This is a genomic window from Stella humosa, assembly GCF_006738645.1.
In the GTDB taxonomy this organism is placed as follows: Bacteria; Pseudomonadota; Alphaproteobacteria; order ATCC43930; family Allostellaceae; genus Allostella; species Allostella humosa.
This window is the reverse complement of the sequence record NZ_AP019700.1, coordinates 1,449,734-1,471,400: the sequence shown is the minus strand read 5'-3', so window position 1 is coordinate 1,471,400 and position 21,667 is coordinate 1,449,734. Positions and strand designations below refer to the sequence as shown.

Below are 21,667 nucleotides of genomic sequence, written 5' to 3'. Positions count from 1 at the left end.
CTAATTGCGCGAGTCGCCCAAGCTATCGCCCCACCGGGTGCGCGCGGTAGGATGCCGCCCATGTTCCGGATTCTCGATCTCGACCATCTCGTGCTGCGCGTCACGGACCTGGACCGCATGCTGGGCTTCTATTGCGGCGTGCTGGGCTGCACCGTGGAACGGCGGCAGGACGCGCTGGGGCTGGTGCAGTTGCGCGCCGGCAGCGCGCTGATCGACCTGGTGCCGATCGACGGCCAGCTCGGCCGGCGGGGCGGTGCGGCTCCCGGGTCCGAAGGTCGCAACCTCGACCATTTCTGCCTGCGGATCGAGCCCTGGGACGCGGCCGCGATCACCGCCCACCTGGCCGCCCACGGCCTGGCGCCAGGGGAAAGTGGCCAGCGTTTTGGCGCCGATGGGGAAGGGCCTTCGATCTATGTCGGCGACCCGGAAGGCAATGTCGTGGAGTTGAAAGGGCCGCCCGACCGACCCGGCAGCTAGCCCCGCATGACTTGGTGGAGCTTGCGCTGAAAGGAGGCGGCCAGCGCCTCGCCCTGGCCGTCGGCCATCCGCGCGCAGGATTCGATCATGCGCGCGGCCAGTTCATGGGCCAGGACTACCCCCGCGCGGTTGACATACCGACCGACCAGCAGATTGCGCCGCTCTTCCGGATCGGCGGCAAGATCGAACAAGGCGGGCGGGCCAGCCTCGGGCAGCACCAGCTTGGCTGCACCGGTCCAGAATATGCGCTCGCAGCGCGGCAGGACGCCCAGCATCTGACGGAGGTTGCCCTGCCGGTCGGCCACCGGCTCCAGCCCGACGTTCTGCACGACCAGCCCGTCGCGCGCGACCGTGCCATCTGCAACTCGCGTCAGGTCGTCGCCATCGGCCCGCCAGTCGACGCCCGACAGGCCCGCCAGCGTCGGCGCGACATCGAGCAGCGAGACGGGTGCCGCGACATCGCCCGGCTGCACGCCCGGCGCATGGACGAGGAGCGGGATGCGCAGGGCCGCATCGTCGGCGCTACGCTTGCTGCCCTTGCCGACCTGGAAGGTGTCGCCGTGGTCGGAGCAATAGAGGATGGCCAGGGGCCGGTCCGGCGGGCGCGTCGCTGCCGCTGCCATCAGCCGCCCGACGCAGGCGTCGATGCCGTCGACCGCCGCATAGTAGGCCGCATGCGGCAGCCCGCCGCCGCGATAGCGCGGGAAGTAGCGGTCGGGCGCATCATAGGGCGGATGCGGCGGATAGTAGGACAGGACCAGCAGGAACGGACTGCCCGTTCCCCACTCGGCCAGAAGCCTGAGCGCCGCGTCGGTCTCCTGCTCGGGCCGCCAGACGCGGCCGCCGGGCCCGGGGACCCATTGGGAAACGGCCGAGTTGTAGCCGGCCCAGTGATCGAACCCGGCCGGCTGCCCCTCCCCCAGGTGCCACTTGCCGATATAGGCCGTGCGGTAGCCGGCGGCCTGCATCGCCGGGAAGACGGTCGCCCGGCCGAGGCGAGCCAGCGCATCCGGCTCGCCATAGATGTTGTCGGTGATGCCGTGGCGATGGGCGTGCAGGCCGGTCCACAGCCCGGCCCGCGCTGGGCTGCACAGCGGGAACGGCGTGACGGCATTGCGGAAGCGCAGCGAACTGGCCGCCAGCGCATCGATATGCGGCGTGGCGACGAACCGATTGCCGGCATAGCCCAGGCTGTCCGCCCGCTGCTGGTCGGTCATCACCAGGATGATGTCGGGCCGCACCGTCACGGCACGGGTCCCCCGGCTACTCGGTCCGGCAAGACTTCACCCAGACGTCGTAGACCGGGTGCTCGAGGGCCGAAATGGCGGGGCTGGAAGCGAACATCCAGCCGGTGAAGACGCGGCGGCGCTCCTCGCCCGGGCGCTGGTCGTCGACCTCAAGGAAGGCCGTACTCTCGGGCGGTTCCTCGGGCGGGCGGGTGCGGCAGGCGCGCACGACGATATGGAGCGTGCCGAAGGTGGTTTCCTGCCCCACCTTGGCCTCCAGGGTCGAGATGCGGCCGAGGATCTTGTCGAGCGCCTGCAGCACGGCCACTTCGGCCGCCAGCGCGGGCGCGGCCGGCAAAAGCGCCACGGCCGCGGCCATGGCAGCCCACCGCAACCGCCCGGCGCGGCACCCCGTCACTTGCGCACGATCACAGCTTGGGCGCGTCGGCCGGCGCTTCGCCCTTCTTGTCGGCCCCGCCCTGGCTGAACATGAACTGGCCGATCAGGTTCTCGATGCTGACGGAAGCCTGCGTGTACTGGATGACGCCGCCCGGCGGCAGCATCTTCTCGTCGCCGCCCGGCACCAGGGCCAGGAACTTGTCGCCCAGCAGGCCGGTGCTGGAGATCGAGGCGACGGTATCGGCCGGCAGCTTCACCGACGGCTCGATGCTGAGATGGACGACGGCCAGATAGGTCTTGGGATCGAGCTCCATGCGCGAGATCGAGCCGACCTTGATGCCGCCGATGCGGATGTCCGAGCCGACGGCGACGCCATCCACCCGCTCGAACCGCGCGATCAGCTCGTAGCCGCTGACGGCGCGCACCCCGCTCGAATTGTAGGCGAAGGCCACGAACCCGGCCGCGACCAGCAGGACGACGGCGCCGATGATCGTCTCGACGATATTGTGCTTCATTCCGATGCCAGCTCGAATCCTGCTCTAGTTGGGCCGCCACGGCTCGTAGTCGCCGGTCGCCCGGGCGCGCCGGCCGCCCTGGAGGACGTGGCCGGGCGGGCGATAGGCGGTTTCCGTCCCCGTCTGGTTGGGCAGATGCTCCTTCTGCCAGGCGCGGTGCGGCTGTCCGGCGCCGGCCGCTGGCACGGCCGCCACCGTATGGTGCAGCCAGGCGTGCCATTCCGGCGGCACGCGCGTCGCCTCCGCGGCGCCGTTGTAGACGACCCAGCGCCGGCTGCGGTCGCCCGGGCCGGCCTTGCGTTCCATATAATAGCGGTTGCCGAGATGATCGCTGCCGACCTCGCGGCCCCGCAGCCAAGTGAACAAGCGCGTTCCCAGCGTCATGAAGCGGTCCGCGAATCTGCCGTCAGGGGTGATTGATGGGCCGGACTATGGCACCCGGACCCCGTCGCGTAAAGTGTCGGCCCTTTTCGGGAGCCCCGCCGGACCATGCCCGCCCCTGCCCCGTCACCCGATTCTCCACCGACATGAGCGGCTTCGTCGAGCCGCCGGAGGCGCGCTACTGGCGCGGGCTGGGCTTCCTGCTGGTGTCGAGCGTGGGTTTCGGGCTGGCGCCGACGCTGGCTCGCCTGGCCTACGACGCCGGCAGCACGCCGGAGACGGCGATCCTGATGCGCTTCACGGTGGCGACCATGGTGGTCACGCTGCTGCTGCGCCGGCTGGGCCGGCCGCTGCGCCTGGCCGCGGGCGACCGGCGCCAGGCCATTGGCATCGGGCTGCTGGCGGGCGTGCTGTCCTATGGCTACCTGTCGGCGATCATCCACATCCCGGTCAGCGTCGCCGCCCTCGTCTTCTTCACCTTCCCCGCCATGGTCGCGGGGGCCGCCCACATCCTGGGCCAGGAGCGGCTGACGCTGCTGCGCGCGGCTGCCCTGGTGACGGCCTTCGCCGGCATCGCCCTGGTGGTCGGCATGGATGGCGGTGTTGCAGCCGGGCGCAGGGCGCTCGACCCGCTTGGCCTGGGGCTGGCGCTGATGGCGGCGCTTGCCTGCGCCACCTCGATCCTCTGGACCAGCCGCCTGCTGCGACGCGCCGACCCGCTGGTGGTCAACGCCCATGCCGTGCTGACGGCAGCCGCCGCCTACCTGCTGCTGGTGGCGATCCAGGGCGGGCCGGCCTGGCCGGCGACCGCGCTTGGCTGGGCCGGGCTGGGCGGCGCCAGCCTGGTCTATGCCATCGGCTTCACGACGCTCTTCCTGGCCGTACGCCTGCTGGGCCCGGTGCGCGTGGCAGCACTGGGCAATATCGAGCCGGTGATCGCGGTCGGCGCCGCCGTCGCCGTCCTGGGCGAGACCGTCACCTGGCAGCAGGGCCTGGGCATCCTCGTGGTGCTGGCGGCACTGGTGACGCTGCAACTGCGCGACCCGCGCCCGTAGTACCGCCGACACGAGTCCCGCCCGCGGCGGGCGACGCAGATTTGCAACATCTGGCGTCCGCCGCGCGTTGATCGACCAAATCTGGTTGCCTCCCCGGGGCGGCTTTGGCACGCTGTCCCTGCCGACGCACCCGCGACCGATCGGGTATAAACGTCGTCACCTTCGGAAAATCCAACGAATTCAACGCAATACGTTGCGATGCTTTCGCATGCTCGAAAGATTTGCAGCTTAGATACGGCAGTCCTTCATTTTTTTGGCCCAACCCGTTGCGGCTCGGGGGCCGCCTGTTCTACATATTGCGTCGGCGCGGTTCGCCGCTACCAGCCAATGTGTCAGGCGGAAATGCCCGGCAGCACGCAATACCAAGGGGGCAAGGGAATGCGTATCGCGCGACGTTTCACCAGCGAGGGACGCGATCCCTACGACTCCGTTGCCTTTCGCCGCACCACCAGCGAGATCCGCAACCCGGACGGCTCCGTCGTCTTCCAGCAGACCGACATCGAGGTGCCGGCCGACTGGTCGCAGGTCGCGAGCGACATCCTGGCCCAGAAGTACTTCCGCAAGGCCGGCGTGCCCGCCGTCCTGAAGAAGGTCGAGGAGAACGACGTCCCCTCCTGGCTGTGGCGCCACGAGGCCGACGAGGCGGCCCTGGCCCTGCACCCGAAGGCCGAGCGCATCGGCGGCGAGACCAGCGCGCGCCAGGTGTTCGATCGCCTGGCCGGCACCTGGACCTATTGGGGCTGGAAGGGCGGCCATTTCGACGGCGAGGAGGACGCGCGCGCCTTCTTCGACGAGATGCGCTTCATGCTGGCGCGCCAGATGGCTGCACCCAATTCCCCGCAATGGTTCAACACGGGCCTGCACTGGGCCTATGGCATCGACGGCCCGGCCCAGGGTCATTGGTATGTCGACCATCGCACCGGCCAGGCGGCCCCCTCGCCCAACGCCTATGAGCGGCCGCAGCCGCATGCCTGCTTCATCCAGAGCGTCGCCGACGACCTGGTGGGCGAAGGCGGCATCATGGACCTGTGGGTGCGCGAGGCGCGCCTGTTCAAGTACGGCTCGGGCACGGGCTCGAACTTCTCCCGCCTGCGCGGCGAGGGCGAGAAGCTGTCTGGCGGCGGGCGCTCGTCCGGCCTGATGAGCTTCCTCAAGATCGGCGACCGCGCGGCCGGCGCCATCAAGTCCGGCGGCACCACGCGCCGGGCGGCCAAGATGGTGACGGTCGACGTCGACCACCCCGACATTGAGGCCTATATCGACTGGAAGGTCGTCGAGGAACAGAAGGTGGCAGCGCTCGTCGCCGGCTCCAAGCTGGCCGACCGCCACCTCAACCGCATCATGAAGGCCTGCACCGAAGCAGCCGGGGTCGGGGCAACGGGCGAAGACCGCTTCGACCCGGCGAAGAACGCCGCGCTGAAGGCCGAGATCCGCGCCGCGCGCCGCGCCATGGTGGCCGAGAACTACATCCAGCGCGTGATCCAGTTCGCCCGCCAGGGCTACAGCTCGATCCACTTCCCGACCTACGACACCGACTGGGATTCCGAGGCCTACCTCACCGTCTCGGGCCAGAATTCGAACAACTCGGTGCGCCTGTCGAACGCCTTCCTCGACCGGGTCGAGAAGGGTGCGGACTGGGAGCTGATCCGCCGCACCGACGGCAAGGTCGCCCGCCGCCTGCCCGCCCGCGAGCTGTGGGAGAAGATCGCCCATGCCGCCTGGGCCTCGGCCGATCCGGGCGTGCAGTACGACACCACCATCAACGAGTGGCACACCTGCCCCGAGAGCGGACGGATCAACGCGTCCAACCCCTGCTCGGAGTACATGTTCCTCGACGACACGGCCTGCAATCTGGCGTCGATCAACCTGATGGCGTTCCACACGGCCGAGGGCACGTTCGACACCGAGGGCTTCGCCCATGCCTGCCGGCTGTGGACGGTGGTGCTCGAAGTGGCGGTGCTGATGGCGCAGTTCCCGTCGCGCCGGATCGCCGAGCTCAGCTACGAGTTCCGCACGCTGGGCCTGGGCTATGCCAACATCGGCGGGCTGCTGATGGCCATGGGCCTGCCCTATGACAGCGATGCCGGCCGCGCGCTGTGCGGCGCCATCACCGCCCTGATGACCGGGCAGGCCTATGCGACCTCGGCCCGGATGGCGGCCGAGCTGGGCGCCTTCCCCGGCTATGCCGCCAATCGCGGCGCCATGCTGCGCGTCATCCGCAACCATCGCCGGGCCGCCCACGGCGAGACCGCGGGCTATGAGGGGCTGGCGATCCTGCCGGTGCCGCTGGATGCCGCCAACTGCCCCGACCAGGCGCTGGTCGAGGCCGCCCGCCTGTCCTGGGACGAGGCGCTGGAGCTCGGCAAGCAGCATGGCTTCCGCAATGCCCAGACGACGGTGATCGCGCCGACGGGCACGATCGGCCTCGTCATGGATTGCGACACGACCGGCATCGAGCCCGACTTCGCGCTGGTGAAGTACAAGAAGCTGGCCGGCGGCGGCTACTTCAAGATCATCAACCGCATGGTGCCCCAGGCGCTGCGTACCCTGAGCTATCCCGAGTGGCAGATCACCGAGATCGTGAACTGGGCGGTCGGCCACGGTTCGCTGGATGGCGCCCCCGGCATCGACCATGAGGGGCTGCGGGCCAAGGGCTTCACCGAGGCCGCGATCGAGAAGCTGGAAGCGGCCCTCGGCAGCGCCTTCGACATCAAGTTCGCCTTCAACAAGTGGACGCTGGGCGAGGATTTCTGCCGCGACCGGCTGGGCCTCTCGAACGACAGCCTGGACGACCCGGCCTTCGACCTGCTGGCCGCCCTCGGCTTCTCGCGCGCAGCCGTCGATGCCGCCAACATCCATTGCTGCGGGGCGATGACGCTGGAGGGCGCGCCCTACCTGAAGGCCGAGCACCTGCCGGTCTTCGACTGCGCCAACCCGTGCGGCCGCGACGGCAAGCGCTATCTCTCGGTCGACAGCCACATCCGCATGATGGCCGCCGCCCAGCCCTTCATCACCGGCGCCATCTCCAAGACCATCAACATGGCCAACAACGCCACCGTCGAGGACTGCAAGGAGGCCTATCTCCTGTCCTGGCGCCTGGGGCTGAAGGCCAACGCGCTCTATCGCGACGGCTCCAAGCTGTCGCAGCCGCTGTCTTCGGCGATCGGCGACGACGCGGCCGAGGAGATCGCGGACGACGTGGCCGCCGCGGCCCCCGCGGCCAAGGCGCCGATGGTGGCCGAGCGGATCGTGGAGCGCATCGTCGAACGGGTGGTGGAGCGGGCCGAGCGCCGCCGCCTGCCGCAGCGGCGCAAGGGCTATACCCAGAAGGCCATCGTCGGCGGCCACAAGGTGTACCTGCGCACCGGCGAGTACGAGGACGGCAAGGCGGGCGAGATCTTCATCGACATGCACAAGGAGGGCGCTGCCTTCCGCTCGCTGATGAACAACTTCGCCATCGCCATCTCCATCGGCCTGCAATACGGCGTGCCGCTGGAGGAGTTCGTCGAGGCCTTCACCTTCACCCGCTTCGAGCCGTCGGGCATCGTCGAGGGCAACGACACCATCAAGATGTCGACCTCGATCCTCGACTATATCTTCCGCGAACTGGCGATCTCGTACCTGGGCCGCAACGACCTGGCCCATGCCGAGCCCGCCGACATGATGCCGGACACACTGGGCCGCGGCGACGGCGAGGGCGACCTGCCCTCGATGGCTGCCGTGCAGCGCGTCGCCAGCAACGGCTATGTCCGCTCCCGCCTCTATGTCGTGCCAGGCGGCGGCCAGGCGGCGGCCCAGCCCGCCACCGTCCAGGCCACTTCGGTCGCGACCGAGACGGTGGCGCTGGCGGTCGGCGGCAACACCACCCTGGTGCAGGCCTTCGAGACCCGGTCGTTCGAGGCCCCGGCCCCGGCCGCGCCCCCCCGCGCCGCCGGTGGCGCCAGCCGCGCCGAGCGGGTGCGCCAGGCGCGGATGAAGGGCTACGAGGGTGACTCCTGCGGCGAATGCGGCAACTTCACGCTGGTGCGCAACGGCACCTGCATGAAGTGCGACACCTGCGGGTCGACCAGCGGCTGCAGCTAAGGTCGGTCCCTGGCGGGTAGACGGGGGGACGGGCAACCGTCCCCCCGCTTCGATTCCGGGAGACCCTCGCTGCTTCGTCCGAGGAGGAGGATGGCGAGCCGCTCGCCATCACGAATCCGATTTCAATGCTTGGCCAGCCGAAATGCGCGGCACCCGCGATTGACGCCAACCCATCCGCCCCGCGATCCTGCCGCGGCAATCAGGGAGGGGAACGAACATGGCGTTGATCGATGTCGGCGACGTGCGGCGGGTGGCGATCGTGGGGGCGGGCACCATCGGGGCGAGCTGGGCGGTGTGGTTCCTGGCGCGCGGCTATGACGTGGTGGCGACCGATCCGGCGCCGGACGGCGAGGCCTTCGCCCGCGGGTTCGTCGCCCGCGCCTGGCCGACGCTGGAGCGGCTGGGCCTGGCGGTCGGGGCCGATCCCGCGCGGCTGCGCTTCACGGCCGATGTCGAGGACTGCGTGCGCGACGCCGACTTCGTGCAGGAGCAGGCGCCCGAGCGCGAGACGCTGAAGCAGGAGCTGCTGGCGCGCATCGACGCCGCCCTGCCGCCCGACCGGGTGATCTCGTCCTCCACCTCGGGCTTCACGCCCTCCAGCCTGCAATCGCGCATGGCCCATCCGGGCCGGCTGGTGATCGGCCACCCGTTCAACCCGCCGCACCTGATCCCGCTGGTGGAGGTGGTGGGCGGCGGCCGGACCGACGAAGAGACGGTCCAGTGGGCCATCGCCTTCTATGAGGCGGTCGGCAAGAAGACGATCCGGCTCTTGAAGGAGATCCCGGGCCACCTCGCCAACCGCCTGCAGAGCGCCTTGTGGCGCGAGGCGGTCCACTGCGTCGCCGAGGGCGTGGCGACGGTGGAGGACACCGACAAGGCCATCGCCTACGGCCCCGGCCTGCGCTGGGCCATCATGGGCCCCACCCTCACCTTCTCGCTGGCCGGCGGCGAGGGTGGCATGCCCCACTTCCTCGACCATCTGGGCGAGTTCATGGAGACGCGCTGGGAAGAGCTGGGCCGCCCCCGCCTGACGCCCGAGGTGCGCCGGCAACTGATCGAGGGCGTGGCCGAGGAGGCCGCCGGCCGCACCATCCCGGAGCTGGCCCGCGACCGCGACGCCAAGCTGGTGGCGATCCTGGAGGCTTTGCAGAAGGCGTCCGCGCCGGGGTGACACTGATCGGGCGATAGGATAGCGTTCCTGTCCCTTCCCGCCATCTTCCCGCCCGCCATCTCCCGGAGCCCGGATCGCCCATGCATCGTCCCCCCTTCGATTTGCGCGAGCGGGATCTGGAGGATTTCGCGACCGGCGCCTGGATCCTCGGCACCGGCGGCGGCGGCGACCCCTACTTCTCGATGCTGGAGGCCAAGCAGCACCTGGCCGCCGGCCGCCGCGCAACGGTGATCGACCCGCTGTCGCTGCCCGACGACGCGCTGGTCGCCTGCGTCGGCCAGATGGGGGCGCCGCTGGCCAAGCAGGAGAAGCTGTGCGACGGCGACGTGATCGCCAGCACCATCCCGATGATGGAGGAGTATCTCGGCCGCCGCTTCGACGCGGTGATGCTGTGGGAGGTGGGCGGCAGCAACGGCTTCCAGGCGATCCTGGCCGGGCTGCTGCTGGGCCTGCCGATCGTCGACTGCGACGCCATGGGCCGCGCTTTCCCCCAGGCCGACATGACCACCTTCGCCATCTGCGACCTGCCGGCCTACCCGTGGACGATGGTCGACATCCGCCGCAACCGCATCCTCTTCACCGAGGCCGAGGACTGGTCGTGGATGGAGCGGATGACCAGGCGCGCCTGCACCGTGTTCGGCGCTTCGGCCGCCACCTGCAAGGCGCCGCGCACCGGCGCGGAGGTGAAGCGCGCGACCTGCCTGCACACGCTGTCGCGCGGGCTGTCGATCGGCCGCACGGTGCGCGCCGCCCGCGAAGCCCACGCCGACCCGATCGCGGCCGTGGTCGCGGCCGAGGGCGGCATGGTCCTCTTCCGCGGCAAGATCACCGACGTGATGCGGCGCGCGACCGAAGGCTGGCTGCGCGGCCGCATCGCCATCGAGGGGCTGGACGCCGACCTGGGCCAGACCATGGCGATCGACTTCCAGAACGAGTTCTCGGTCGCCTGGCGCGGCGACCAGGTGGCGGCCACCGTGCCCGACCTGATCACCCTGGTCGACAGCGCCTCGGGCGACGCCATCGGCACCGAGACGGTGCGCTACGGCCAGCGGGTGACGGTGATCGCCCTGCCGGCGCCCGCCATCCTGACGACGCCCAAGGGCCTGAAGCATGTCGGCCCGCGCGCCTTCGGCTTCGACCTCGACTTCCACTCCGTCTTCGCGGAGCGCCCGGCATGACCGATATTCTACGCATCGGCATCGATGTCGGCGGCACCAACACCGACGCCGTCCTGATCCAGGGCGGCAGCGTGCGCCATGCGGTCAAGACCGCGACCACCGCCGACGTCATGGGCGGCATCCTCGCCACCCTGCGCCGGCTGCTGGACGAGAGCGGCACGGCCGGCGACGCGGTGGGCGCGGTGATGATCGGCACCACCCACTTCACGAATGCCGTCGTGCAGCGCCGGGGCCTGGCCCGCACGGCGGGCATCCGCATCTCGCTGCCGGCCGCGCGCACCCTGCCCGCCTTCGTCGACTGGCCGGCCGACCTGCGCGCCGTGGTGGCCGCCCCCAGCCACGCCGTGCGCGGCGGCTACGAGGTCGACGGGCAGCCGATCGCGCCCTTCGATGCGGACGCCGTGCGGGCAGCGGCCCGCGCCATCCGCGCCGACGGCACGACGGCCGTCGCCATCACCGGCGCCTTCTCGCCCCTGAATCCCGACCAGGAGCAGCGGGCGGCCGCCATCCTGGCCGAGGAATGGCCCGACGCCCAGGTCACCCTGTCGCACGAGCTGGGCCGCATTGGCCTGCTGGCGCGCGAGAACGTGTCGCTGCTGAACGCCGCCCTGGTGCCGATGGCGCGGCGCACGGTGGCCGCCTTCGCCGACGCGCTGGCCGCGGTCGGCATCGCGGCGCCGCTGTTCATCACCCAGAACGACGGCACCGTCGTGCAGTCCGACGAGGCCGCCGCCTATCCCGTACGCTCCTTCGCCTCCGGCCCGACCAACAGCCTGCGCGGGGCGGCCTTCCTGTCGGGCCTCGACCGGGCGCTGGTGGTCGATGTCGGCGGCACCACGTCCGACGTCGGCAGCCTGGTGAACGGCTTCCCGCGCGAGGCCAACAACGTGGTCGAGGTGGGCGGCGTGCGCACCCTCTTCCGCATGCCCGACCTGCTGTCGATCGGGCTCGGCGGCGGTACGCTCTGCAACCCGGCCGACCCCAACGATATCGGCCCGGTCAGCGTCGGCTTCCGCCTGACCGAGCGCGCCCGCGTCTTCGGCGGGCCGGACCTGACGACGTCCGACGTCGCGGTGGCGGCCGGCCTGGTGGAGCTGGGCGACCGTTCGCGCGTGGCCGACCTCGACCCCGCCTATGTCCGCGCCGCCATCGCCCGCATCCACGCGATGATCGCCGATGCCGTCGACCGCATGAAAAGCGATGCGGCCGACATCCCGCTGATCGCCGTCGGCGGCGGCGCCTTCCTGGTGCCGGACAGCCTGCCCGGCGTGTCGGAAGTGGTGCGGGTGCCGCACCAGGGGGTGGCCAACGCGCTGGGTGCCGCCATCGCCCAGGTGTCAGGCGAGGTCGACCAGATCTTCCGCGACCTGCCGCGCGAGGCCGCCATGGCGCGCGCCCGCGAACTGGCCGAGGCCCGCGCGGTGCGCGCCGGTGCCGACCGGGAGAGCCTGAAGCTGGTGGAGATGGAGGATATCCCGCTCGCCTACCTGCCCGGCAACTCGCTGCGCGTACGGGCGCGGGTGGTGGGCGACGTGGCGTGATGCGGGCGCCGGCGGGTCCTTCGACTGCTCGCTGCGCTCCGCGCTCAGGATAAGGAAGGCCTGCGTTCTTCTACGTGCCGGTTACTGGCAGCCCTCATGCCGAGCGCGGGGTGAAGCGCAGCGGAACGAGCAGTCGAGGCACGCTACGGCGTTGATGCAGCCGGCAACCGCCCCTCGGCCGCCACGAAGCAGGCGGCGTGGTGATCGGGAGCGGTCGCCGCCAGCACGGGCGGCGCACCCGTGCGGCAGCGGTCCTCGGCGAAGGCGCAGCGCGGGTGGAAGGGGCAGCCGGCGGGCGGGGCGGCCGGGTTGGGCGGCTCGCCCGGCGCCACGGCGGCGATGCCGGCGCGGCCCAGGCGCGGCACCGATCCCAGCAGCGCGCGGGTGTAGGGATGGGTCGGCTGGCCGAACACCTGCTCGACCGGGCCCTCCTCGACGATACGGCCCAGATACATGACGGCGACGCGCTCGCACACCTGGCGGACGACGGCCAGGTTGTGGCTGATGAAGAGGTAGGCGAAGCCGTGGCGGGCGCGCAGCTCGGCCAGGAAATCCAGGATCTGCGCCTGGACCGAGACGTCCAGCGCCGAGGTCGGCTCGTCCAGCACCAGCAGCTCCGGCCCCAGCGCCAGGGCGCGTGCGATACAGACGCGCTGCTTCTGGCCGCCCGACAACTCGTGCGGGTAGCGGTGCAGGAAGTCGCCCGGCAGGCCGACATCGACCAGCAGTTGCGCCACCCGGTCGCGCAAGGCCCGACCGCGCGCCACCCCATGGACCTTCAGCGGCTCGGCCACCGCCGCCTCCACCGTCAGGCGCGGGTCGAGTGCTGCGGCCGGGTTCTGGTGGATAAGCTGCATGCGCCGGCGGATCGGGCGAAGCTGGCGCTCGCCCATCGCGGTGATGTCCTCGCCCGAGAAGGCGATGCTGCCGCCGCTGATCGGGATCAGGCGCAATACCAGGCGGGCCAGCGTGGACTTGCCGCAGCCGCTTTCGCCGACGATGCCGAGCGAGGTGCCGCGGTCGAGCGCCAGGTCGACGCCGGCCACGGCGGCCACCTTGTGGGCGCGGCGAAAGGCGGTGCCGCCGACCTCGTAGGTCTTGGCCAGACCGGTCGCGCGCAGGAGCGGCGGGGCGGTCGTCGTCATGCGGCGGCGTGATGGCAGGCGACGCGACGGCCGGGCAGCAGCTCTCGCAGCAAGGGCTTCTCCTGGCGACAGCGATCGGTCGCCATCTCGCAGCGCGGGTTGAAGCGGCAGCCGGCGGGCGGGTGCAGCAGGCTGGGGATGGTACCGGGGATACCCTTGGGTCGCACCTCCGGCCGGTCGAGGTCGGGCACGGCCGCGATCAGGCCGCGCGAATAGGGGTGCAGCGGCCGGTCGAGCAGCTCGCCGGTCGGCGCCTCCTCCACGACCGTGCCGGCATACATGACGGCGACCCGCGCACAACTGGCCGAGACCACGCCCAGGTCGTGGCTGATCAGCATCAGCGCGAGCCCGCGCTCGCGCACCAGTCCCGCGATCAGCGCCAGCACCTGGGCCTGGACGGTGACGTCGAGTGCCGTGGTCGGCTCGTCGGCCACCAGCAGCGAGGGGTTGCCCAGCAGCGCCATGGCGATCAGCACGCGCTGGCGCATGCCGCCCGAAAGCTGGTGCGGGTGGGACGCCAGCAGGCGCATCGGCCCCGGCAGGCCCACCGCCGCCAGCAGTTCCGCCGATACCGCGCGGGCGGCCTTGCGCGACCGCACCTTGCCGCCGCCGGCCGCATCCTGGCCGCGGATCGCGTCCTCCATCTGCGTGGCGATGGTCAGCAGGGGGTTGAGGTAGGTGGCCGGGTCCTGGAACACCATGGCGATGGCGGACCCGCGCAGGCGGCGGATGCCGGCCTCCGGCAGGGCCAGCACATCGGCGCCGCGGAAGCGGATCTCGCCCGAGACGACGCGGGCGGGCGGCGTCGGGTTGAGGCGCAGGATCGAGCGCGCCAGGACCGACTTGCCGCAGCCGGTCTCGCCCACGATGCCGAGCGTGGCGCCGGCCTCCACCGTCAGGTCGATGCCGTCCAGGACATGCAGCGTGCCGTCGAAGGTGTCGAAGGCCAGGCGGTAGTCGGCAATCTCCAGCAAGGCCGTCACGAGCGGTTGCTCCGCGGATCGAGGATGTCGCGCAGCCCGTCGCCCAGCAGGTTGAAGCCCAACACCGACAGATAGATGAAGAGGCCCGGGAAGACCGCATACCACCAGTAGTCGGGCAGGTAGCCGCGGGCGATCGAGATCATCGCCCCCCATTCCGGCGTCGGCGGCTTGGCGCCGAGGCCGATGAAGCCCAGCGACGCTACGGCCAGGATCGCCTGGCCGATATCCATGCTCATCTTCACGATCAGCGGCGAGATGGCGTTGGGCAGGACATGGCGCCAGAGGATGCGCAGGCGCGAGGCGCCGACCACGCGGGCAGCCTCGATATAGGGCTCCTCGCGGATCGCCAGCGCCTTCGATTCCGCCAGCCGCACATAGCCCGGCCACCACACCAGGACGAGCGCCACCATGGCGTTGGCGATGCCCGGGCCGAGTGCGGCCACGAGCGCGATCGCCAGCACCAGCCCCGGTACCGACAGGAAGAGGTCGGTGAAGCGCATGATGGTTTCGCGCGTGCGCCCGCCCGCCGTGCCGGCCAGGATGCCGAGCGGCACGCCGATGGCCGCCGCCGCCAGCGTGATGCCGACGCCCACCAGCAGGGACAGGCGCGCGCCGACGATGATGCGGGTCAGGATGTCGTTGCCGACCTCGTCGGTGCCGAACCAGTTGGCCCAGGAGGGCGGCTTCAACTTGTCGGCCAAGTTCACCTGGCCGATGACATGCTCGGGATAGGGCACGATCCACGGGCCGAGGAGGGCCAGTCCGACGATGCCGACGACCAGCACCAGCCCCAGCATGGAGGCGAACGACCGGCCGATCAGCCACCCGGCCAGCCGCCAGCGGCGGTTGCCGGCGGCGCGCCGGGCGCGGCGGTTGGCCTCCAGGTCGAGGGCGGCCGCAGGAATCTCGGCCACTCAGGCGCTCCGCAGGCGCGGGTCGAGCACGCCGTACATCAGGTCCACCAGCAGGTTGGCGATCATGAAGTTGAGGCCGACGATCAGCGTGACGCCCATCACCGGCTTGAAGTCGCCCGCGATCGCCGAGGATACGGCGTAGAGCCCGGTGCCCGGCCAGTCGAACACCGTCTCGACCAGCACGGTGCTGCTGATCATCCAGCCCCAGCGCAGGCCGATGATGGCCAAGGTCGGCAGCATCGCGTTCTTCAGGGCGTGGACGACGACGATGCGGCCCGGCCGCACGCCATGGGCGCGGGCGGCCACGATGTAGTCGGCCCGCAGCGCCTCCACCATCTCGCTGCGGTTCACGCGCAGGATCTGGGCCAGGCACGGGAAGGACAGCACCAGCGCCGGCAGCGCCATGTAGGACGCGGCCTCAACGAACATGCCGCCATTGCCTTGCATCAAACTGTCGACCAGCAGCAGGCCGGTGATCGGGTCGGCCGGCTCGGTGAAGACCGACAGCCGGCCGCTGGTCGGCAACCAGCCGAGCCAGGCGGCAAACGCCAGTTGCAACAGCAGGCCGAACCAGAAGGGCGGCAGCGCCACCCCCGTCACCGCGAAGATGCGGGTGAAATGGTCGATCGGCCCGTCCTTGTAGAGTGCCGACAGGATGCCGAGCGGCACCCCCAGCACCAAGCCGATGATCATGGCCACGATGCAGAGTTCCAGCGTCGCCGGAAAATAGCGCGCGAGATCGGCGCCGACCGGCCGGCCGGTGGCGATGGAGCGGCCGAATTCCAGCCGCGTCAGGTCGCCGACATAGCGCAGGAACTGCTCGTGCAGCGGCCGGTCGAGCCCGTACTCGCGGCGCGCCTGCTCGATCTGCGAGCGCCCCGCATCCGGCCCCGCGGCCAGTGCCGCGGGGTCGGAGGGGGCGATGTTGGCGATGACGAAGGTGAGGCAGACGAGGCCGAACAGCATCAGCCCGGCCAGGCCGATGCGCCGGAGGATGTAGGTCAGCACTGGCCTTGGCCGTCCCTGCCCGCCTTGCCCCGCCGATCAGGCATCGATCCACATGGGATAGAAGTCGACCTCGCTGGTGGAGCGCACGGGGCTGTACTCGAAGTCCTTCAGGTAGTCGCGCATGCCCCAGATGCGGTTGGCCATCATGCCGAAGATCTCCGGCTGGTCGGCAACGATGGCGCGCTGGATCTCGGCATACATCTCCAGCCGCTTCTTCTCGTCGGTCTCGCCGCGGGCGTCCGCGATCAGCTTCCACACGGCCGGGTTCTCGTAGTGGCTGACGCCGTAATAGAGGCCCCAGGAATCGCGATGGTACTGGAAGGCGACGGTGTCGGGGTCGGTGCCGACCGGGGTGACGTAGACCGACATCATGTTGGGCGCGGTCTCCGGCTTGCCGGCGCGCGCGGTCATCGTCGGCCAGGGCTGGGCGACGATGTTCACCTTGATGTTGAGCGGCCGCAGCGAATCCAGCAGCGACAGGCCGATGCGGCGCGGATCCTCCAGTCCCTGGACGTGGACATATTCCAGTTCGAAGCCGCCGTCGGGATAGGCGCTCTTCTTCAGGAACTCCTTGGCCTTGTCGAGGTCCTTGCGCGGGATGCCGGGGACGGCGATGTGCCCGGTGATGGGCGTCGGGAACGGGCTGGTCATCAGCTCGGCCAGGCCGTTGTGGATGGCCAGCACCGCGTCATAGTCGAAGGCGAACGCGATCGCCTTGCGGACGTTGACGTCGGCGGTGGGGCCGACCTGGCAGTTGAACTTGATGCCGAAGCTGGTGAAGCCGGGGAAGTTCGCCAGCTTGACGCCCGGCAGCTTCTCCAACTGGCCGAAATCGTCCGGCGTCACGCCGGCGATGATGTCGACCTCGCGGCGCTGCAGGGCTGCCTTGCGCGGCGCGCTCTCGCGGATGATGCGATAGATGACGCCCGACAGGCGCTTGGCATCGCCCATCGGCCAGCCGTTCCAGTAGTCCGGCACGGTGTCCATGTGGATGAGCGAGGTGGCGTCGAAGCGGCGCAGCTTGAACGGGCCGGAGCCGGCGTCGTTCTCGGTCATCCATTTCTTGCCGAGGTCGCCGTCGACCTCGTTGGCCATCACCTGCTTGGGGTTCACGATGTACCACCAGGGCACATAGGTGATGAAGGGCGCGAAGGGCCGGTCGAGCGTGAACTTCACCGTGTGCGAATCGACGGCGACGATGTTCTCGGGCTTCAGGAAATCCTTCAGCATCCAGGCGACGCCGGCATTCATCTTCAGCCCGCGCTGGAAGGAATAGCGCACGGCCTCGGCATCGACCGGGTCGCCATTGTGGAACTTGGCGTTGCGCACGAGGGTGAAGGTGTAGGTCTTGCCGTCGGGCGAGGCCTCGTACTTCTCGGCCAGCCACGGCACGATCTTGGGCGGCGTGCCGACATATTTCAGCAGCCCGTCATAGACAGACTGCTGGATCATCCGCGTCGACCAGTCGTAGCGCCAGTGCGGGTCGAGCACCGGCACGGCCTGGTTGCCGGAGAAGACCAGGATCTTGCGGCTGCCGTCGCGCTCGAACGCGACGCTGGAGAAGGGCGCCAGCGCGCCCAGTGCTGCCGCACCCTGGAGGAAGTGGCGGCGGCTGACCTTGTTCTTCATCGTTCAATCCCCGTGGTGGTGACGGCATCCCTGTCGGTCTTGTTCGTTTGCCGCGGTCGGCTGGCGGCCGGGTCGATGCGGCCGTCGGCGTCGAAAATGCAGCCATAGTCGCGCGTCGCCCCCTCGCGGCTGACGTAGCCGTCCTCGATGTCGGCGGCGATCGCCTCCAGCGCGCGCTCGGCCGGCGGGCCGTAGCCGGCGCCGCCGGCGATCTGCGCCTCGATCTGGGTGCGGTCGTCGAAGAGGCTGACCATCTCGCCCGCCCCGGTGTCGCGCCAGCCGTCGGGTGCGGGCGAACGCACACCGGCATAGGCAGCGCCCGCCGGCTGGCCGCCGAACAGCCCCTCATGGGTGATGCCCCAGCCTTCGACGAAGAGGCCGACCGTGATCGGCTCGGTGCCACCATCCAGGCGCCGGGCGCGCATGCGCTGGCCGAGGCCGCCGCGTTGGCGCCCGGGCCCGCCGGAATCGGCGACCAGCGACTTTTCCAGGACCAGCACCGGCATGCGGCTTTCCAGCAGCTCGACCGGGGTGTTGGCAGCGGACGTCGGGTAGAGCAGGCCGGACTTGCCGTCGCGGGCGAGCGAGGCCCCCTGCCCGCCGCCCATGAAGAAATGGTCCGACGCCACCCGGCCCAGCGAGTTCCGCCCATAGAAGCCGAACGCCTTGGGCAGGCCGGTGAAGGCCTGCACCTTGTCCGGCATCGCCGGCGCCAGGGCGCGGTAGAGGTTGGGGCCGATGTACCAGGACACCCGCGTCCGGTGGGCGACCGCGGCCGTGCGGTCGCAGTTGAGCGCGGTATTGGGCGGCGCGGTGACGGTGATCGGCAGGTAGCAGCCGGCATTGCCGCGCACGTTCGGCGTCAGCATGCATTTCAGCGGGTAGCTGGAATGGCCCATGGTGACGTTCATGGTGCAGTTGAGCCCGCCGCGCGGCAGTTGGCGCGGCGCATCGACATGCTCGACGCGGATTTCCTCGCCCGTCTTGTGGACGCGGACCTTGTAGCGCAGCACCTCGCCCAGCGGCCGGTTCTCGATCTCGCTCTCGTAGACGCCGTCCGGCACCGCGCGGATGGCGGCCCTGGTGGCAGCCTCGCTGCGGCCCTGGACCACGGCCGCGAGCGCGCCCACATCGTCCAGCCCGTATTCGTCCATGAAGGCCAGCAGGCGCTGGCCGCCCAGCGCGTTGGCGGTGATCAGCGACTGGATATCGCCCAGCACCTGGTCGGAGTTGCGGATGTTGCTGGCCAGCATGGTCAGCAGCGAGCGGTCCGGCCGGCCCTGGTCGTAGAGCTTCATCGGCGGGATCAGCACGCCCTCGTCATAGATCTCGCGCGCGCTGAGCGGGTCCTTCACGCCGCCGATGTCGCTGACATGGCCGACCGTCGCCATCAGCGCCACCATCCGACCGTCGCGGAACACCGGCGTGACCAGTGCTATATCGAACAGGTGCCCGGCGCAGAGCCACGGGTCGTTGGTGATCAGCACGTCGCCGTCGGCCAGCGTATCGGGCGGGAAATGCTCGAGCAGCGCCTGCACGCAGCGGGTCAGCGTCAGGTTGAAGAGCGGCATCGAGCGCGGCGAATGGGCCAGCGGGTTGCCCTTGGCATCCAGGATCTCGTTGGCGAAGTCCTGGCTTTCCGAGATGATCAGCGAATAGGCGGTGCGCCGCACCGTCTGCCACATCTCCTCGACGATGGAGATGAGGCGCGACCACATGATCTCGAGCCCGATCGGGTCTGCCTCGATGCGCGCCATGGCGTCGGCCAAGGCCATGCCGCCGGTGACCAGGGCCGCGGGCCGCACCACCTCGCCCACCGCGATGCGCAGGTTGAAGGCGCGGTCGATGGTCAGCCGGTCGCCGGGGCCGATCACGGTCGTGGCCTCGCGCTCCTCGATGATGGCCGGCCCCTCGACCGTGTCGCCCGCGCGCAGGCGGTAACGGTCATAGACCGGCGTGTCGTAGGAGGCACCGTCGAACCACGCGGTCCGGCTGCCCTTGCGCGCATCGCCGGCTGCCTCGCCGCCGGCAACGGCGCCCGACAGGGCGACCGCCGGCTCGGGCGAGGACACGCGCACGCGGTAGGACAGGATCTCGATCTCCGGCCCCTCGACATGACGGGCATAGAGCTGGCGATAGGTTTCGACGAAGCGGGCGCGGATCTCGGCCAGCGAGCCGGCGCCGATGGCGCCGTCCGGCAGCTTCACCAGGATTTGGTGGAGCTGGCCGGCCATGCGCATGTCGGCCGAACGCTCGACCCGCATCGCGGCATCGGCGACGCCGGCCGCGCGCAGGCGGCCGCGCGCCTCGTCCTCCAGGGCCGCCAGCGTACGGTCGACCGCGGCCCAGTCGGCGTCGGGACCGAGCGACGTCAGGGCCGAGCGCGACTGCTCGAAAGCCAGTGGCGCTGTGAGGAAGCCCAGCGCGGAAGCCGCACCCGATGCGGGCGGGATCAGCACCTCGGCGATGCCCAGGATGCGGGCGACGCGCGCGGCATGGGCAGGACCCGCACCGCCGAAGCCCACCATCGCGTAGCGCCGCGGGTCGCGCCCCTTCTCGATCAGGTGGACGCGCGCGGCCGACGCCATCGCCTCGCACACCACGGCGTGGATACCCCAGGCCGTCTCCATCGCCGACAGGCCGAGCTTCTCGCCCAGCCCGGCCAGTGCCGCCTCCGACGCCGCCCGGTCGAGCGTCATCGTGCCGCCCAGGAAGAAGCCGGGGTCGTAGTAGCCGAGCAGCAGGTTGGCGTCGGTGACGGTCGCCTCGGTGCCGCCCTTGCCGTAGCAAGCCGGTCCTGGCTCCGCGCCGGCCGAACGCGGCCCCACCTTCAGCAGGCCCGTCTCGTCGATGCCGGCCAATGAGCCACCGCCGGCGCCAATCTCGATCATGTCGACGACCGGCGCCTTGATCGGCAGGCCGGAGCCGCGCTTGAAGCGATGGACGCGGGCGGTCTCCATCATCGGCGCGATCTCGGCCCGGCCGCCCTCGATCAGGCAGGACTTGGCAGTCGTGCCACCCATGTCGAAGGCAATCGCATCGGGCAGCCCCGCCTCGCGGGCAAACAGCACGGTCGCGAGCGCGCCGCCGGCCGGGCCGGATTCCAGCAGCCGGATCGGGAAGGCGCGCGCGACCTCGGGCGTGCACAGCCCGCCGTCCGACTGCATCAGGCGCAGCACGCCGGCAAAGCCCTGCCCTTCCAGCTCGCGCAGCAGCCGGCCGATATAGCGGTCCATCAGCGGCTGCACGAAGGCGTTGGCGCAGGTGGTGGCGCAGCGGTCGTACTCGCGGATCTCGGGCGCCACCTCCGACGACAGGCTGACGGCGATGCCGGGGAAGGCCTGGCGCAGGATGCGGCCCGCCGCCTGCTCGTGCGCCGGGTTGGCATAGGAATGGAGGAAGCAGACGGCGATGGCCGTGCAGCCCTCGGCCACCAGGCGCGCACCCTCGGCGCGGACGGCGTCGGCGTCCAGCGGCTCTACCACGCGGCCGTCATGGGCGATGCGCTCGGTGATCTCCAGCCGGCGGCGGCGCGGCACCAGCGGGTCGGGGAACTGCAGGAACAGGTCGTAGATGTCGTAGCGCTGCTCGACCCCGAATTCGAGCGTGTCGCGGAAGCCGCGCGTCGTCAGCAGGCCCAGCATCGCCCCGCGCCGCTCGATCAGCGCGTTGGTGACGAGCGTCGTGCCGTGCAGCAGCTCGCCCAGGTCGGCGACGGCAATGCCGGCCTCGGCCGTGATCGCGCGGATGCCGGCCAGCGCGCCCTCGGCCGGGTCTTCCGGCGTCGTCAGGCACTTGTGCAGGCGGATGGCCCCGCTGGCGGCATCCAGCAGCACGAAATCGGTGAAGGTGCCGCCGATGTCGAAGCCGAGCCGGTAGCGCGCGGCGGACGTGGTCTCGTTCATCGGTCCGGTTCCTTGTGGGGAAGGAATGCGTAGCCCCAAAACCCTATCGTTCGATCG

16 protein-coding genes are annotated in these 21,667 nt (G+C 70.5%); 6 read left to right on the top strand and 10 right to left on the bottom strand.

The window, feature by feature from the left end; genetic code table 11:
- Positions 1–60 precede the first annotated feature (60 nt).
- Positions 61–477 carry a VOC family protein gene (locus STVA_RS06895; protein ID WP_123689337.1) on the top strand — a complete coding sequence of 139 codons (417 nt, stop codon included), beginning with the start codon at positions 61–63 and terminating at the stop codon, positions 475–477.
- Here STVA_RS06895 and STVA_RS06890 read toward each other — a convergent pair.
- Genes STVA_RS06890 through STVA_RS06875 form a run of 4 tightly spaced genes read right to left on the bottom strand, consistent with a single transcriptional unit; the run spans position 474 to position 3,001 of the window.
- Complete coding sequence (locus tag STVA_RS06890) at positions 474–1,724, bottom strand: sulfatase-like hydrolase/transferase (RefSeq protein WP_123689338.1); 1,251 nt, start codon at positions 1,722–1,724, stop codon at positions 474–476. The two genes, STVA_RS06895 and STVA_RS06890, sit on opposite strands and share 4 nt — an antisense overlap.
- A gap of 16 nt (positions 1,725–1,740) precedes the next feature.
- A complete protein-coding gene (locus tag STVA_RS06885) occupies positions 1,741–2,082 on the bottom strand; it encodes a DUF2155 domain-containing protein (protein WP_123689339.1) in 342 nt (113 codons plus the stop codon).
- Between the two features lie 49 nt (positions 2,083–2,131).
- Entirely contained in the window at positions 2,132–2,617 is a 486-nt protein-coding gene (gene mlaD / locus STVA_RS06880; RefSeq protein WP_123689340.1) for an outer membrane lipid asymmetry maintenance protein MlaD, read from the bottom strand.
- A gap of 24 nt (positions 2,618–2,641) precedes the next feature.
- Positions 2,642–3,001, bottom strand: coding sequence for an NADH:ubiquinone oxidoreductase subunit NDUFA12 (locus STVA_RS06875; RefSeq protein WP_123689341.1), 360 nt, complete (start codon positions 2,999–3,001; stop codon positions 2,642–2,644).
- A gap of 143 nt (positions 3,002–3,144) precedes the next feature.
- Here STVA_RS06875 and STVA_RS06870 point away from each other — a divergent pair, with 143 nt between their 5' ends.
- From STVA_RS06870 to STVA_RS06850, 5 genes are all read left to right on the top strand, one after another.
- Positions 3,145–4,053, top strand: a complete 909-nt coding sequence (locus tag STVA_RS06870) for a DMT family transporter (RefSeq protein ID WP_170216419.1) — start codon at positions 3,145–3,147, stop codon at positions 4,051–4,053.
- A gap of 378 nt (positions 4,054–4,431) precedes the next feature.
- Entirely contained in the window at positions 4,432–8,136 is a 3,705-nt protein-coding gene (locus STVA_RS06865; RefSeq protein ID WP_123689343.1) for a vitamin B12-dependent ribonucleotide reductase, read from the top strand.
- Positions 8,137–8,353: 217 nt separating this feature from the next.
- Positions 8,354–9,307 carry a 3-hydroxyacyl-CoA dehydrogenase NAD-binding domain-containing protein gene (locus STVA_RS06860; protein WP_123689344.1) on the top strand — a complete coding sequence of 318 codons (954 nt, stop codon included), beginning with the start codon at positions 8,354–8,356 and terminating at the stop codon, positions 9,305–9,307.
- A gap of 80 nt (positions 9,308–9,387) precedes the next feature.
- Positions 9,388–10,485 (top strand): DUF917 domain-containing protein, encoded by a 1,098-nt coding sequence (locus STVA_RS06855; protein WP_123689345.1) that lies wholly within the window; start codon positions 9,388–9,390, stop codon positions 10,483–10,485.
- Positions 10,482–12,026, top strand: a complete 1,545-nt coding sequence (locus STVA_RS06850) for a hydantoinase/oxoprolinase N-terminal domain-containing protein (RefSeq protein WP_245978283.1) — start codon at positions 10,482–10,484, stop codon at positions 12,024–12,026. Before STVA_RS06855 ends, STVA_RS06850 begins: the two co-directional genes overlap by 4 nt.
- A gap of 143 nt (positions 12,027–12,169) precedes the next feature.
- On the opposite strand, the gene STVA_RS06845 is transcribed toward STVA_RS06850, so the two are convergent.
- From STVA_RS06845 to STVA_RS06820, 6 genes are read right to left on the bottom strand one after another with little or no spacing between them, the layout of a single operon-like run.
- Positions 12,170–13,171, bottom strand: a complete 1,002-nt coding sequence (locus STVA_RS06845; protein WP_123689346.1) for an ABC transporter ATP-binding protein — start codon at positions 13,169–13,171, stop codon at positions 12,170–12,172.
- Positions 13,168–14,154 carry an ABC transporter ATP-binding protein gene (locus STVA_RS06840; RefSeq protein ID WP_197735809.1) on the bottom strand — a complete coding sequence of 329 codons (987 nt, stop codon included), beginning with the start codon at positions 14,152–14,154 and terminating at the stop codon, positions 13,168–13,170. Before STVA_RS06840 ends, STVA_RS06845 begins: the two co-directional genes overlap by 4 nt.
- Entirely contained in the window at positions 14,151–15,068 is a 918-nt protein-coding gene (locus STVA_RS27890) for an ABC transporter permease (RefSeq protein ID WP_123689348.1), read from the bottom strand. Before STVA_RS27890 ends, STVA_RS06840 begins: the two co-directional genes overlap by 4 nt.
- Entirely contained in the window at positions 15,069–16,076 is a 1,008-nt protein-coding gene (locus STVA_RS06830; RefSeq protein ID WP_123689349.1) for an ABC transporter permease, read from the bottom strand.
- A 36-nt stretch (positions 16,077–16,112) separates the two neighbouring features.
- Complete coding sequence (locus STVA_RS06825) at positions 16,113–17,705, bottom strand: ABC transporter substrate-binding protein (RefSeq protein WP_123689350.1); 1,593 nt, start codon at positions 17,703–17,705, stop codon at positions 16,113–16,115.
- The gene (locus STVA_RS06820; RefSeq protein ID WP_123689351.1) at positions 17,702–21,610 is read right to left on the bottom strand and encodes a hydantoinase B/oxoprolinase family protein; all 3,909 of its coding nucleotides are present in this window, start codon (positions 21,608–21,610) and stop codon (positions 17,702–17,704) included. Before STVA_RS06820 ends, STVA_RS06825 begins: the two co-directional genes overlap by 4 nt.
- Positions 21,611–21,667: the final 57 nt, after the last annotated feature.

What these genes read in the sequence shown, in the direction of transcription:
- STVA_RS06895 (WP_123689337.1), top strand. Translation starts at nt 61, where the DNA reads ATGTTCCGGATTCTCGATCTCGACCATCTCGTGCTGCGCGTCACGGAC.
- STVA_RS06885 (WP_123689339.1), bottom strand. Translation starts at nt 2,082, where the DNA reads ATGGCCGCGGCCGTGGCGCTTTTGCCGGCCGCGCCCGCGCTGGCGGCC.
- mlaD (WP_123689340.1), bottom strand. Translation starts at nt 2,617, where the DNA reads ATGAAGCACAATATCGTCGAGACGATCATCGGCGCCGTCGTCCTGCTG.
- STVA_RS06875 (WP_123689341.1), bottom strand. Translation starts at nt 3,001, where the DNA reads ATGACGCTGGGAACGCGCTTGTTCACTTGGCTGCGGGGCCGCGAGGTC.
- STVA_RS06870 (WP_170216419.1), top strand. Translation starts at nt 3,145, where the DNA reads ATGAGCGGCTTCGTCGAGCCGCCGGAGGCGCGCTACTGGCGCGGGCTG.
- STVA_RS06865 (WP_123689343.1), top strand. Translation starts at nt 4,432, where the DNA reads ATGCGTATCGCGCGACGTTTCACCAGCGAGGGACGCGATCCCTACGAC.
- STVA_RS06860 (WP_123689344.1), top strand. Translation starts at nt 8,354, where the DNA reads ATGGCGTTGATCGATGTCGGCGACGTGCGGCGGGTGGCGATCGTGGGG.
- STVA_RS06855 (WP_123689345.1), top strand. Translation starts at nt 9,388, where the DNA reads ATGCATCGTCCCCCCTTCGATTTGCGCGAGCGGGATCTGGAGGATTTC.
- STVA_RS06850 (WP_245978283.1), top strand. Translation starts at nt 10,482, where the DNA reads ATGACCGATATTCTACGCATCGGCATCGATGTCGGCGGCACCAACACC.
- STVA_RS06845 (WP_123689346.1), bottom strand. Translation starts at nt 13,171, where the DNA reads ATGACGACGACCGCCCCGCCGCTCCTGCGCGCGACCGGTCTGGCCAAG.
- STVA_RS06825 (WP_123689350.1), bottom strand. Translation starts at nt 17,705, where the DNA reads ATGAAGAACAAGGTCAGCCGCCGCCACTTCCTCCAGGGTGCGGCAGCA.
- STVA_RS06820 (WP_123689351.1), bottom strand. Translation starts at nt 21,610, where the DNA reads ATGAACGAGACCACGTCCGCCGCGCGCTACCGGCTCGGCTTCGACATC.